Genomic DNA, 13759 nt, shown 5'->3' with positions numbered 1-13759 from the left:
TAAGGGGCATTTTTTTTGGGGTGGCTGGGGCTAGCTAGCCAGCCAGCAGCTTAGTTGCTACTAGCCTTCCAGGTGCCGTCGGGTTGCTTGCAGAACCAGAACTGCCATTTCTCGGTGGTGCTGGTCCGTGCGAAGTCGGCCACCAGGAAGCGGCAGACGCGGTCGTCCTTGACCTTGCTGGTTTGCGTCGGCGTCAGTTGCACGGTGATCGGCGCGGCCTTCTTGGGTTGTGCCTTGCTGGCCCATTCGGTGCGCTGGCCATCGGCTGAACTGTTCAGCGCCTGCGCGACGGCCTCGTGGAACGACGTGCGGTCGCCCTTGGGTATCTGCGTGATGAGCGAGTTGTTCAGCATTACCGGCGGCGCGGCGACCGCCGCAGTCGTCATGCCGGCTGCGACGAGCAATGCGGCGAGAATGCGGGTGGATTTCAAGATGGGCTCCCTGTCTGATGGATCAGATTATCTTGCTTGTACCTGGGCCGATAGTACGCGAAGCCGTCCTGTTTGCCACGCGGCCCCCAGACAAAAAAAAGCCGCCTGATTGCAGGCGGCCAAGGTACAACAAGGGGAGGGAGTCAAGCGTTGCCGGGCAGATCAGTTGCCGTGGTAGACGCCAGCGAAGGGCATGTCGTTCGGTTCCACGTTGCTCACCAGGCCGGCGGCCTTGGCGGCGGCCAGTTCGGCTTGCACGTCAGCGCGGGTCTTGCCCGACTGGGGGGCGCCGTAGACGCCTTGGAACGGCACGTTGTTCGGTTCGACGTTGGTCACCAGGCCGGCGGCCTTGGCGGCAGCCAGTTCGGCTTGCACCTGGGCACGGGTCGGGCCTTCATACTGGGTGCCGTAAACGCCTTGGAACGGCACGTTGTTGGGTTCGATATTTTGCGATGCGTAGGCGCCAGCGCTCAGGGCGGCCAAGGACAACATCAAAGCGGTAGCAAGGGTCTTCTTCATGGTAATTCTCCGATTTCAAGAGCCTAGGGGGCGAATCAGGCGGCCTATCCGTCGTGGTTCGTTGCTGTTTCCCGATGACTGAATTCTGCGCCGATTGGAGCTAGGGATAAACCCGTATATGGGTAAAAGATATTTCCATAAATGGGATGAACGTATTCAATTTATTCGATAGTCACCAATTATGGAATCGATAGCGCAAGAATGACCGGTTGGGAGCCCGCATGGAAAAGGTCCATCTGACGCGTGAAAAAGCCACGCTGCTGATCACGCTGTACGCCAAGGCAGAAGAAAGCCGCTTGCCCGGATCTTTGCTGCAGGACCACTACGCCGCCTGTGCCGTGGCACGCATCGACCATGACTTCGCGGCGCTGGGCATGCGCCGCGACGAGATGATCGGATTGGCGATGCGGGCCTACACGCTGGACGCGTGGGTGCGGGAGTTCCTGGCCGCGCACCGCGGCGCTACGGTGCTGCATCTGGGCTGCGGCCTGGACAGCCGGGTGTTTCGGGTGGACCCGGCGCCGGACGTCAACTGGTTTGACGTGGATTTTCCCGAGGTGATCGACCTGCGGCGCGCACTGTATCCGGCGCGTGCGGGCTATCAGATGCTGGGTTCGCCGATGTCGGATCTGGGGTGGCTGTCGCGGATTCCTACCGACAGGCGGGCCTTGGTGGTGGCGGAAGGGTTATTCCTGTACATGCCCGAGGACGAAGTGCTGCAATTGCTGCGCACCGTGGCCACGCAATTCCCCTCGGGCGAGATCGCCTTCGATGCCTATAGCCGGATGGGGCTGGCGCTGGCGTCGCGCAATCGCATGTTCCGGGCGACCGGTGCGGTGATGCGCTGGAGCCTGGGCGATCCGCTGGACCTTGAGGCTCAGGTGCCCGGGCTGCGGTTGCGCAGCGAGCAATGGCTGTATGAGGAAAGCGACGCAACGCAGTGGGCCCGGTATTCCTGGCCCGCCCGGGCGGCCATCTGGCTGATGCGGCGGGTTGCGCCGTTGCGGCGCCTGGGCAGGTTGCTGCGCTACCGGTACTAGGGGCGCGGCGTCAGTAGTGCGGCGGCAGTTCGTCGCGTAGGCTGCGGAAGGGCGCGGCGCCCTCGGGGGCCTGCTGACGCAGGTCCGCCACTTCACGCAGCAGCCGGTCTATCTGCTGTTGCTGCCGGACGATGATCTGGTTCAGTTGCTCCAGCAGGTCGTCCGCGAAGCTGGACTTGACCTCCAGTTCGAGCAGGCGGCGTTCGATGTCTTGCGATGGTTCCATAGCGGCTATTAGAACCTATTCCCGCTTTGCGTTTCCAATGGCAATTGCGGGTCCATGGCTCTACGGGAGACGAATTTGACGAAGCAGGTCAGACGGCGCGGCGTGGCGGCGCATCTTGGGGCGCACTGGAGCCTGCGTTGGGCCGCGCGCGGTTCGCTGGCGGCGGGGTTGGCGCAAGGGCTGGCCAACGTCGCGTGGGCGCAGGAAGCCGGCCCCACCTTGGCCCCCGTGGTCGTGACGGGCACGCGCCTGGGCACCGCCGTGCTGGACACGCCGGCGTCGGTGGACGTGGTCGACGGCGCGGCCATGCGCCGCGGGCAGCCCGGAATCAATCTGTCTGAAGGGCTGGCGGGCGTGCCGGGCCTGCAGATCCAGAACCGTCAGAACTATGCGCAGGATCTGCAGATATCCAGCCGCGGATTTGGGGCGCGATCCACCTTCGGCGTGCGCGGCGTGCGGCTCTACGTGGACGGCATTCCAGCCACCATGCCGGATGGGCAGGGGCAGACGTCCAACATCGACATCGGTTCGATCGACCGCGTCGAGGTGCTGCGGGGGCCGTTTTCCGCGCTGTACGGCAATTCCTCGGGCGGTGTGATTCAGGTCTACACGGAAGACGGCACACCGCCGCCCACCCTGTCCGCAAGCGCTTGGGGCGGCAGCGACGGCACGTGGCGCTACGGCGTAAAGGCCAGCGGCGGCGAGCCGGACGGGCTGGACTATGTGCTGGACGCCAGCCGCTTCACCACTGACGGCTACCGCGATCACAGCGCGGCGCGCAAGAACCTGGCCAACGCCAAGCTGGGCCTGCAGCTGGATGACGCCAGCCGCCTGACCATCGTGGTCAACAGCGTGGACCTGAAGGCGCAGGATCCCCTGGGCCTGACCTACCAGCAGTTTCAGGACGACCCGCGCGCGGCGCCTTTGGCCGAGCAGTACGACACGCGCAAGACCGTGCGGCAGACGCAGGGCGGCGTGGTGTACGAGCGGCACGTGGACAGCCGCAACACGTGGCGCGTGATGGCGTACTACGGCCAGCGCGACACGACCCAGTACCAGTCGATCCCGCCAGCGGCACAATTGGCGCCCACGCAGGCGGGCGGGGTCATCGACCTGGCGCGCCGGTATGGCGGCGCGGATCTGCGCTGGACCTCCGAGCTGGACCTGGCTGGCCGGCCGCTTACGCTGATCGGCGGCTTTTCTTACGATTCGATGCGCGAAGACCGCAAGGGTTATCAGAATTTCATTGGTACGGGCGCCGATCAGCAGTTGGGGGTGCAGGGCGCGCTGCGGCGCGACGAGACCAACACCGTGTACAACGCCGACCCCTACGTGCAGGCATCGTGGAAGGTGTCTGAGCGTTGGACGGTGGATGCCGGCCTGCGCTACAGCACGGTCGCCTTCGACTCCAACGACCACTACATCACGGCGGGCAATGGCGACGACAGTGGCGACGCACGCTATCGCAAGGCGCTGCCGGTGGCCGCGTTGCGCTACGCGGTCAGCCCGGATGTCAGCGTGTACGCCTCCTATGGACGTGGGTTCGAGACCCCCACGCTAAACGAAATCTCGTATCGGCCGGGCGGCCAGCCAGGGTTGAATTTCGGCCTGGCGCCGTCGCTCAGCACCAATCTGGAAGCCGGCGTGAAGGCGCGCATGGCCGGGGGTCTGGCGACGGCCGCCGTCTTCCACACCGGCACCGACAACGAGATCGTGTCGGCCGGCAGTTCAGGCGGGCGCACCAGCTATCAGAACGCGGGCCGCACGCGACGCGACGGGGTGGAGCTGGGCTGGTCGGGCGAGGTTGCGCGCCATTGGCGCACGCAGTTCGCCTATACGTGGCTGAATGCGCGATACGCGGACGACAGTTCGGGCGACATCCGCGCCGGCAATAAGATTCCCGGCATCGCGCGCCAGGCGGTGTACGCGTCGCTGGCCTGGGCGCCGCCCGAAGGCTGGCAGGCGTCGGTGGAAGGGCGCTTCCTGAGCAAGATCTACGTGAACGATGCGAACGATCAGGACGCGCCTGGCTACTTCGTGGCGGCGGTGAGCGCCGGCTATGTGAAGCGCCTGGGCGCGTGGGAATTGAATGCCTACGCGCGCGTGGACAACCTGTTCGACAAACGCTATGCAGGTTCGGTGATCGTCAACGAAAGCAATGGCCGCTATTACGAGCCCGCCGCCGGGCGCAGCCTGGGCGTGGGCGCGGGCGTGGCGTACCGGTTCTAGCGGGGGCGGCTGTCAGTCGGGCGCATCCGGATAGCAGACGCCGTAGTCTTCGCAAGCCGGGCAGCCGGGCGCGGCGGAAGGCGGCAGCCCGGCGTGTTCACAGGCCGAATACGCCAGGAATTTCTTCCAGCGCAGATTGCGCACGTTGCGTATCACCAGGCCCGGGTAGTGGCGCGCCAGCAGGAAGGTCACGTCCTCGCGGCCGGACAGGCCCAGGTCGCGCCACAGGTGGTCGGGCCGCAGGCAGGCGTGGACCAGCACGCCGGTGACCCACGGCGTGGTCTCGTGTTCGGGCGCACGGTAGGCGTCCAGCAGCACGCGCAGCAGCAGGGTGAAGCCGGGTTGCGGATCGCCCCGGCCTCGCAGCGCGTAAACGTCGGCCTGCTCGCGCAAGATGGCCAGCCGCGCGTCATCCGATGCCAGGGCGCCCGGAAACAAATGATCAAGCATCTGCTGCAGTTCGTCGGGGCACAGGCCGCTGCGCGCCAGGTCTTGGTGCGCCAGGCTGGTGCCGATCACGGTGGCGAAAAAGCCGGCGTCGGGATGGCCGGGTGGCGCGTGATGCAACAGGGCGCGGGCAAACCGCTGGGCAGACGGGGGAACGTCGGCCAGGGTGGGGGTGGGGGTCAGCACGGCGTCCATAGGGGCGGGTCGCTAAATTCGTTCAACTGTTAATGAAATCGTTATATTGCGGAATATATAACGAAAGGCCCCCGCGATTCCGTGATGTGGGGCAAATGCGACTCGGGACTTACCCGCGAGACGGGCGTGGCCCGGGGGTATGATCGATGTCCCTGATTTCCTGGCTTTGTCCTTCGCATGCCGCGCAGCTTCCGTCCCGCAGTCTCCCGTATGTCCGGTGCCCTCCTGTTGGCGCTGGCTGGCCTGGCGGCGCTGCCGCAGCCGGGCGTAGCATCCGATATCGGTGCCGCCATCGAGTCCATCCGCCTGTCGCGCTACCCGTTGCGCGAGCCCGAGCGGCGCGTCTGGGGCACCGAGAACGTCCGCGATGCGGTGCTGGTCGGCCAGATGGAGAACCGCCTGTACCTGTATCGGTACGTGCGGGGAACGGGCAAGGAATTCCATCTGGACTTCCGTTCCCAGCCCCTGGTGATCGACCCGGCCGCGTGGAAGGCGTCGCGCGAAGAGTACGTGGCGGTCAGGACGCCGCGCAACGACGAGACCCTGTATTGGGTGGGCTATACCTACAACGATGCCGATGACTCGCGGTCCGATGGATTCCTGGTGGATGCGGCGGGCAACGTGGCGACGGTCCGCGCGGACGCCTACCTTGCCATCGTGACCGCCAGCCAGCCGTGGGACGAGGCGCGCAAGGCGCAGGCCCTGGCCACGCTGCAGCAGGCGCTCACGAACTACCCCGGCCGACTGAAGGCGTTCCCTGTCGCGGTGCGCTTCGAGCATCAGGCGCCGGTGGATGTGACGGCCACGTTCCGCACGCTGCATCAGGTGGCGCGCGCCATCCCGCGCGCCAAGACCGCGGAGTTCGCCCGCGCGCTGGCCGACCTGCGCCGCTTCGTGATGGAGCAGGACTTTCGCGAGATCGATCCGGGCGGCAAGGATCCCGAGATGCTGACGGCGCTGAACGACTACGGCTTCTGGCTGACCGAATCGGGCGACGCCGTGCAGGCCGACCGCATCTTGAGCGACGTGCTGCGCCGCGACCCTGCGCGCACGGCGGCGTACCTGAACCGGGCGGACGCGCGCTGGGCGCAGAGCGGGAAGGCCGGCGACAGGCGCGGCTACTTCGAGACGCTGGCACGCGAGGACTATCGCCTGTATTGCACGCAGCGCCTGGCGGCCAAGGAGCCGATCCCCGGCAATATCGCCAGCCGCATCAGCGCCGCCTTGAACGAGAAAACGCTGGACGCGGCGGTCTGCCGGCCTCGGCTGGCCATCTTCAAGGCGATCCGGGCGGATGACGTGGACGCGGTGCGCGCCGAGTTGGCGCGCGGGCAAGACCCCAACGGCGTGAACGAGAACGGCACGTCGGCGCTGGCCGTGGCGGTGTCCGGCAAGCAGCTGGAAACGGTACGGGTCCTGCTGGCAGCCGGTGCCCGCGCCGACGGCCCCAACAACGGCTTCGTGCTGCTGGCCAGCGCCTTGCCGGACGCCAAGGACACGCGACCGGCGGCCGAGCGCTATGCGCTGGCCGATGCCTTGATCGCGGCGGGCGCGCCGCTGGATGCCGGCGACTACAACGGCACGCCGTTGCTCGTGCGGCGCATTTCGTACTACAGCGAAGACAAGGACAGCCTGACGTACCTGCTGGCCAAGGGCGCCAACCCGAACGCGCGCGAAAAGAACGGCCGCTCTGCGCTGCACGCCGCCATGGGCTCGCCCAGCCGCTTCTGGTTTGCCGAGCAACTGCTGGCCAAGGGGGCGGACATCAACGCGGCCTATGTCCGGATGTACTACGGCAACCGCGGCATGTGGGAAACGCCTTTGCTGGAAGCGCTGCGCGAATCGAACAGCGGCGAGTTGACGCCGACGGCGGTGTTTCCGGTCTCGGAGCGCGTGACCTTCGCATTGGCGCACGGGGCGGACGCGGCGGTGGGCGGCTACAGCGCCAGCAAGACGCCCGAACGCAACGGCTTGAACGAAGCCTTCAGTCTGGCGGCGCGCACCTTGCAGCCGGCGCTGGTGGATCAGTTGGCGCAAGCCGCCGGCCAGCCGCGTTTGCCGCTGACGCCGGAATCGCTGTCCAGCTTGCTCAGCGTGTGGAACCAGGTGGAGATCCGCGCGACCATCAAGCAGAACGGCCCTGAATGGGACGGCCAGCGCGCCAAGCTGCGCGCCACCGCCGACCGCCTGCTCGTGGCCGGCGTGCCGTTGACGCGCGCGGACGACGCCACGGGCGTCACCAACAACAACATCGCGCCGCTCAGTTTGCCGTGGCTGCCCGATGACCTGTATCGGGAGTGGCTGGAGAAGGGCGCCGACGCCTCGGACCGGACCGACAAGAGCGTGCGCATCGACGGGGTGGCCGATGCCGACGCCTTGCCGCTGGTGATCATGCTGCGCCTGGGCAAGGAAGCCAAAGCGAAGATGCTGCTGGAGCATGACGCCGGGCTGTACCGCACGCCGTGGCGTTGCGGCATGGCGGTGGCCGATGTGCTGGCGTGGCAGCTGGACGACGGCGGGCCGCTCAGCCCGACGGGCGCGCGTGCCGTGAAACAGGTGCTGGACGGCGCGGCCGGGGCCGCCAGTTGCGATCTGAACCAGGTCTCGCGCGTGCAGCCGCACGTCGGCGTGTCGGCCAACGATTTGATCAGGCAGGTGGGCGTGGCCTTGACGGTGACCGCGCCGAAGTAGGCCTGCAGGCCCCGCAATGCAAAACAGGCGCCCGAAGGCGCCTGTTTTTTTTGCTTCAACGGCAAGCTGTCATTACATGGCGTGACCCATGTTGACGTTCATGTTGTACAGCACCCATGCCGAACCGCCGACGATGATGGCGATGATCAGCACGGTGAAGACGAACGCGGCAAGGTTGTCGCGGGCCGACTTCGACGCGCCCATGTGCAGGAAGTACACCAGTTGCACCAGCAACTGGAGCACGCACAGGGCCACCACGCCGATGATGGTGACGGTGTGGGACAGCGCGCCGTGCATCACCAGGCCGAACGAGCCGAAGGTGAGCAGCAGCGAGAGCACGAAACCGATGATATAGGACTTCAGGCTGCCGTGGTCGGCAGCGTGATCGTCGTGGCCGTGTGCGGCCGCAGCGGAGTGCGACATCAGATGGCTCCCATAAGATAGACGAAGGTGAAGACGCAGATCCAGACGATGTCCAGGAAGTGCCAGAACAGGCTCAGGCACGCCAGGCGACGCTTGTTGATCGAGTCCAGGCCATGGCGGCGGATCATGTCCAAGAGGACGATGATCCAGATCAGGCCGAAGGTGACGTGCAGGCCGTGCGTACCGATCAGCGTGAAGAACGCGGACAGGTAAGCGCTGCGGCCCGGGCCGGCGCCTTCCGTGATCAGGTGATGGAATTCCCAGACTTCCATCGCGATGAAGCCTGCACCGAACAGGAACGTCACCATCAACCAGCCCATGGCGCGGGACTTGTTGTTGGCGTGCACGTTCAGGTTGGCCATCCCGAAGGTGAAGCTCGAGAACAGCAGCAACAGCGTTTCGACCAGGACGAACTTCAGGTCGAACAGTTCCTTGCCCGTGGGGCCGCCCGCGGTGGCGTTGGACAACACCGCGAACGTGGCGAACAGCACCGAAAAGATCAGCAAGTCGCTCATCAGATAGACCCAGAAACCGAAAACGGTCTTGGATCCATCGTCATGATGCGCGTGATCGTCGTGACCCGCGTGGGGGTGAGTGGCTACGGCTTGAATCATGGCTCAGGCGGCCTTCTGCATTTTTTCAAAGTGGGCGTTTTCGATGCGTTCGACTTCCGCGGCCGGGACCCAGTAATCGACGTCGCGGTCGTAGGCGCGGGCGATGAACGAACCGATCATGCCGACGAAACCGGCGATGGCGAGCCACCAGATGTGCCAGATCAGCGCAAAGCACATCACCAGGCCGAACAGGCCGATGTACACACCGGCGCCGGTGTTCTTCGGCATGTGGATGTCTTCGTACTTGGCCGGGCGCTTGTAGGCCTTGCCGCTTTGCTTGTCTTCCCAGAACTGGTCCAGCTCTTCAACGTGAGGAACGTGGGCGAAGTTGTAGAAAGGAGCCGGCGACGAGATCGCCCATTCCAGGGTGCGGCCATCCCAGGGATCGCCGGTGACGTCCTGGTTTTGCTTGCGCTGGCGGACCGACACGAACACTTGTTGCAGCAGGAACCAGATGCCCAGCATGATCAGCGCGGCGCCAGCCAGTGCGACCAGCAGGTACGGCTGCCACTCGGGGTTGTCGTAGTGGTTCAGGCGACGCGTCATGCCCTTGAAGCCCAGGATGTACAGGGGCATGAAGGCCATGAAGAAGCCGACGAACCAGCAGTAGAACGAGTAGCGGCCCAGGCGCTCATTCAGCGTGAAGCCGAAGGCCTTGGGGAACCAGTAGGTCATGCCCGCGATACAACCGAACACCACGCCACCGATGATGGTGTTGTGGAAGTGGGCGATCAGGAACAAGCTGTTGTGCAGCACGAACGACACGCCGGGGATGGCCAGCATCACGCCGGTCATGCCGCCGATGACGAAGACGATCATGAAGCCCAGCGTCCACAGCACCGGCGTCGTGATGCGCAGGCGGCCGCGGTAGATGGTGAACAGCCAGTTGAAGATCTTCGCGCCGGTCGGGATCGAGATGATCATTGTCGCAATGCCGAAGAAGGCATTGACGTTGGCCCCCGCACCCATCGTGAAGAAGTGGTGCAGCCAGACCAGGAACGACAGCACGCCGATGGCGGCCGTGGCGTAGACCATGGACTTGTAGCCGAACAGCGTCTTGCGGGCGAAGGTGGCAACCACTTCCGAATACACGCCAAACGCCGGCAGCACCAGGATGTAGACCTCGGGGTGGCCCCAGATCCAGATCAGGTTCACGTACATCATGACGTTGCCGCCCATGTCGTTCGTGAAGAAGTGCGTGCCCAGGTAGCGGTCGGCGGTCAGGAGCGCCAGCGTTGCGGCCAGGACGGGGAAGGCGGCGACGATCAGCACGTTGGTGACCAGCGAGGTCCACGTGAAAATCGGCATCTTCATCAGGCTCATGCCCGGTGCGCGCATGCGCAGGATGGTCACGATGAAGTTGATGCCGCTAAGCGTTGTGCCCAACCCGGATATCTGGAGCGCCCAGATGTAGTAGTCCACCCCGACGCTTGGGCTGTAATCCAACCCGGACAGCGGCGGATAGGCGAGCCAGCCGGTCGCAGCGAATTCGCCCACGAACAGCGAGATCATCATCAGTGCGACGCCGGCGCCGAACAGCCAGAAGCTCAGCGAGTTCAGGAACGGGTAGGCCACGTCGCGGGCGCCAATCTGCAGCGGCACCACGATGTTCATCAGCCCGGTGATGAAGGGCATCGCCATGAAGAAAATCATGATGACGCCGTGGGCGGTGAAGATCTGGTCGTAGTGGTGGGGAGGCAGGAAGCCCGCGGAGTCGGCGGACGCGACCGCCAACTGGGTACGCATCATGATGGCGTCGGCAAAGCCGCGCAGCAGCATGATCAGCGCGACGATGATGTACATCACGCCGATGCGCTTGTGGTCGACGGAGGTCAGCCATTCCGTCCAGAGGTACTTCCACTTGCCGAAGTAAGTGACTGCGCCGAAGACCGCTAGGCCTCCCAGGCACACGGCGGCCAGCGTAACCATGACGATAGGTTCATGGTACGGAATGGCCTCGAGGGTGAGTTTCCCGAGCATTGTTAGTTAATTCCTGCGATCAGATTTTTCGACGTGGGGGTGCACGTGGCGGAGTCCACGCCGGCCATCTTGGACATGGTGCTGCCCAGAATGAAATCAAACATGGCGGGAGGCGCCGAGGAGTACTTGACGACCGGGTTGCGCTCGCTGCGCTTGGTCAGTTCAGCGTAGGCCTCGGGCGTCAACGCCGTGGGGGATGCCTTGGCTTCCTTGACCCAGTTGTCGAACCCTTCCTGCGACGTGGCGATGGCCTTGAAGCGCATGCCGGAGAAGCCGGCGCCGCTGTAGTTGGCCGAGATGCCCGCGTAGGTGCCGGCTTCGGTCGCGTTCAGGTGCAGCTTCGTTTCCATGCCGGCCATCGAGTAGATCTGGCTACCCAGCTGGGGGATGAAGAACGAATTCATGACCGACGCGGACGTGATCCGGAAGTTGACCGGGACGTCCACGGGGAACGCGATCTCGTTGACCGTGGCGATGTCGTATTCGGGGTAGATGAACAGCCACTTCCAATCCAGCGACACCACCTCGATGGTGACGGGCTTGTGTTCGGAAACAAGCGGCTTGTAGGGATCCAGCGCGTGCGTGGAGCGCCAGGTGATCACGGCAAGAATCGCCACGATGATACAAGGAACGGTCCAGACCACGACTTCGATCGCCGTGGAGTGGGCCCACTTGGGCTGGTAGTCGGCTTTGGTATTGGACGCGCGGTATTTCCACGCAAACGACACGATCATGAACAGTACTGGAATCACAACGATGAGCATCAGCCCCGTCGCCGTGAACAGCAAAGTCTTTTCCTGAGCGCCAATGTCTCCCTTGGGGGAGAGGATTTCCATGTTGCAGCCGCCAAGCAGCATGACCGCGCCGACGCCAAAAATGCGCGTTAGGGTCGCAAGGAGGGGGTGTTTCACGTACAGCCTTGGATGGATGGTTGGAAATGCTGCGAAGCAGCAAGCTGGAATGCTGCCAAGCAGCAACGTCCATCCTATCGGCTTGATATCGGTCAAGCCTGCGACACATGGTCGCATTGCCTGGGAGGATTCTGCCCCCAGTGGGGCAGATTCAGGGTTTTCCTAGGGAGCAGATGCCCTAGGAAGCAGAGCGGGGGTGCGACGATATGTCGCAGGTGCACATGGGGGTGTTGTAAAGATGTGTCGCAACCGCACAAATCAGTCGACAAGCACCTCGCGTTCCGGCCCCGGTTTTTTTGCCAGCTTGCGCTGCAGGGATCGGCGGTGCATGCCCAACAGGCGCGCCGCCGCCGAAACGTTGCCGCCGGTCTCATGCAGGGCCTGATGGATGTGCTCCCATTCTAGGCGGTGCAACGGCGTCATGGTCGTTTCGATCGTAACGGATTCTGGCTTCACCAGGCCCAGCGTGCGCAGGATCATCGGCGCGGTGGCCGGCTTGGGCAGGTAGTCGTCCGCGCCGCGCTTGATGGCTTCCACCGCCGTCGCCACGCTGGCGTAACCCGTGACCAGCAGGATCCGCATGTCCGCGCGCAGGGCGCGAAGGGGGCGGATGAGCGTCAGGCCGGAGTCCTCGCCCAGGCGCAGGTCCACCAAGGCGAAGGCCGGGCGGATCTCCTCGGCCACGCGCAGCGCTTCCGCGATGCCGGTGGCGGTTCGGGTTTCCAGGCCACGGCGCGACAGGCTGCGCTGCAAGGTGCGCACATACAGTTCGTCGTCGTCGATCAACAGGCCAAGGTCGGTAGGATTCATCACTTTCAGGTTCCGGGGTTGCCCAGGGGCAGGTAAAAGCGGATGCGGGTGCCTCCCCCTGAGGCGGCGGTCATGGTCATTTCACCGCCCAGCTGTTCCACGGTGGCGTGCGAGAGCGCCAGGCCAACGCCCAACCCCCCCGGCTTGCCGCTGTTGAACAGGCTGGTCGCGGGCAGCAGGGTCTGGTCGGGGTCGAAACCACGCCCGTAGTCCCGCACTTCGCCACGCAGGGCGCCATAGCCATATTCCAGATGCAGGTCCACGCGGGGGGCCTCGGCGGCCTCGCCGGCGTCCGCCGCGTTGTTCAAGAGCGCTTGCAGCAGGTGCGCGATTGCCGGGTCCACCCGCAGGCTGGTCGGCAGGGCGCCCGAGCGTTGCAGGTCGATCGTCGGGCGGATCAGGCGCCATTGCCCCACCACGCGGACCAGGTCCACCGCGGTTGGGACCGCCAGATTGCGGATGCGTTCCCGGCACAGGGCCAGCAATTGGCTCAAGGTGGCCACGTCGTCGCGCAGGTCGTCGTCCTTGACCTCGGCGGCGATCTCGTCGGCCAGGAGCGTCATGGTGGCAAGCGGCGTGTTCAGTTCATGCGCCATGGCCGCCGCGTGCGTGGCCAGGGCGACGATGCCTTCGTTGCGGGTGAATCGTTCGCGCAGCCGGGCCAGCTCGCGCTCTCGGTCGCGCAGGTCGGACGCCAGCCGGGTGGAAAACACCAGCACGACCACCACGGAAATCAGGAAGTTCACGCCCAGGCCCCAGAGCAGCAGGGAATGGGTGTCGACGTCGCCGCGCAGGGGCTGGCCGAAGATGGCCGCGGCGGCATAGCCGGAAATACCCGCCACCGCCGCCGCCAGCGCCCAGTTGCGCGGCAGCGCCAGGGCCGCCAGCGCGGTCAGGATCAGGAACATCGTGCCGAACGGATTGCTGATGCCGCCGCTCCAGCCCACCATCCACGACAGCACCGCCATGTCCACGAACAGGTGGCCGAAGGCGGTGGCGTGAGACAGGTCGCGGGGGCGGCGCAGGCGCAGGCTGGCGTAGGCGTTGAATCCGATCAGCACGCCCACGCCGATCCACAGGGGCTCTAGCGGCAGGGCAAGGCCCAGCACGCTGCTGGCCAGCAGGATGGTGGCGGCTTGGCCCGCGATGGCGAGCCAGCGCAGGCTGCATAAGGTACGCAGGAATGAAAAGGCGGAACTACCGGGCATATCCAGACACAGAGGTGGCGGGGGGGCCCCCCCCC

13 protein-coding genes are annotated in these 13759 nt (G+C 65.1%); 3 read left to right on the top strand and 10 right to left on the bottom strand.

Features of this window, described 5'->3' with window-relative positions; translation table 11 throughout:
• Positions 1-50 precede the first annotated feature (50 nt).
• Together AC27VE_RS30430 and AC27VE_RS30425 are read right to left on the bottom strand one after the other, a co-directional pair.
• Positions 51-431, bottom strand: a complete 381-nt coding sequence (locus AC27VE_RS30430) for a hypothetical protein (protein ID WP_006222586.1) — start codon at positions 429-431, stop codon at positions 51-53.
• A 162-nt stretch (positions 432-593) separates the two neighbouring features.
• The gene (locus tag AC27VE_RS30425; RefSeq protein ID WP_006222587.1) at positions 594-950 is read right to left on the bottom strand and encodes a DUF4148 domain-containing protein; all 357 of its coding nucleotides are present in this window, start codon (positions 948-950) and stop codon (positions 594-596) included.
• 221 nt (positions 951-1171) lie between these two features.
• On the opposite strand from AC27VE_RS30425, the gene AC27VE_RS30420 reads away from it, so the two are divergent.
• A complete protein-coding gene (locus tag AC27VE_RS30420; RefSeq protein WP_488705814.1) occupies positions 1172-1990 on the top strand; it encodes a class I SAM-dependent methyltransferase in 819 nt (272 codons plus the stop codon).
• 10 nt (positions 1991-2000) lie between these two features.
• Here the strand turns inward: AC27VE_RS30420 and AC27VE_RS30415 are convergent, their stop codons facing one another.
• Entirely contained in the window at positions 2001-2216 is a 216-nt protein-coding gene (locus AC27VE_RS30415) for a SlyX family protein (protein WP_006222589.1), read from the bottom strand.
• A gap of 156 nt (positions 2217-2372) precedes the next feature.
• Between AC27VE_RS30415 and AC27VE_RS30410 the strand changes: the two genes are divergently transcribed.
• Positions 2373-4445 (top strand): TonB-dependent receptor domain-containing protein, encoded by a 2073-nt coding sequence (locus tag AC27VE_RS30410; RefSeq protein WP_488705815.1) that lies wholly within the window; start codon positions 2373-2375, stop codon positions 4443-4445.
• A 12-nt stretch (positions 4446-4457) separates the two neighbouring features.
• On the opposite strand, the gene AC27VE_RS30405 is transcribed toward AC27VE_RS30410, so the two are convergent.
• Complete coding sequence (locus tag AC27VE_RS30405; RefSeq protein WP_280026559.1) at positions 4458-5087, bottom strand: nitrogen fixation protein NifQ; 630 nt, start codon at positions 5085-5087, stop codon at positions 4458-4460.
• A gap of 210 nt (positions 5088-5297) precedes the next feature.
• Here AC27VE_RS30405 and AC27VE_RS30400 point away from each other — a divergent pair, with 210 nt between their 5' ends.
• On the top strand, positions 5298-7778 hold the full coding sequence (locus AC27VE_RS30400; RefSeq protein WP_488705813.1) for an ankyrin repeat domain-containing protein: 2481 nt from the start codon (positions 5298-5300) through the stop codon (positions 7776-7778).
• 72 nt (positions 7779-7850) lie between these two features.
• On the opposite strand, the gene cyoD is transcribed toward AC27VE_RS30400, so the two are convergent.
• The 6 genes from cyoD to AC27VE_RS30370 all read right to left on the bottom strand — a co-directional run bounded on the left by cyoD (position 7851) and on the right by AC27VE_RS30370 (position 13724).
• Entirely contained in the window at positions 7851-8201 is a 351-nt protein-coding gene (gene cyoD / locus AC27VE_RS30395) for a cytochrome o ubiquinol oxidase subunit IV (RefSeq protein ID WP_006222594.1), read from the bottom strand.
• Positions 8201-8815, bottom strand: a complete 615-nt coding sequence (cyoC, locus tag AC27VE_RS30390; protein ID WP_006222595.1) for a cytochrome o ubiquinol oxidase subunit III — start codon at positions 8813-8815, stop codon at positions 8201-8203. The genes cyoD and cyoC overlap by 1 nt, the downstream gene beginning before the upstream one ends.
• 3 nt (positions 8816-8818) lie before the next feature.
• Positions 8819-10795: a cytochrome o ubiquinol oxidase subunit I gene (cyoB, locus tag AC27VE_RS30385; RefSeq protein ID WP_006222596.1), complete on the bottom strand. Its 1977-nt coding sequence runs from the start codon at positions 10793-10795 to the stop codon at positions 8819-8821.
• A 2-nt stretch (positions 10796-10797) separates the two neighbouring features.
• Complete coding sequence (gene cyoA / locus AC27VE_RS30380) at positions 10798-11706, bottom strand: ubiquinol oxidase subunit II (protein ID WP_006222597.1); 909 nt, start codon at positions 11704-11706, stop codon at positions 10798-10800.
• A gap of 258 nt (positions 11707-11964) precedes the next feature.
• Complete coding sequence (locus AC27VE_RS30375) at positions 11965-12516, bottom strand: response regulator transcription factor (RefSeq protein ID WP_006221322.1); 552 nt, start codon at positions 12514-12516, stop codon at positions 11965-11967.
• Positions 12517-12521: 5 nt separating this feature from the next.
• Entirely contained in the window at positions 12522-13724 is a 1203-nt protein-coding gene (locus tag AC27VE_RS30370; RefSeq protein ID WP_006222598.1) for an ATP-binding protein, read from the bottom strand.
• Positions 13725-13759: the final 35 nt, after the last annotated feature.

This window comes from Achromobacter sp. 18P8.1.1 (assembly GCF_057799415.1).
Note: the sequence above shows the minus strand (reverse complement) of the source record. Positions and strands in the feature narration are given on the sequence as shown.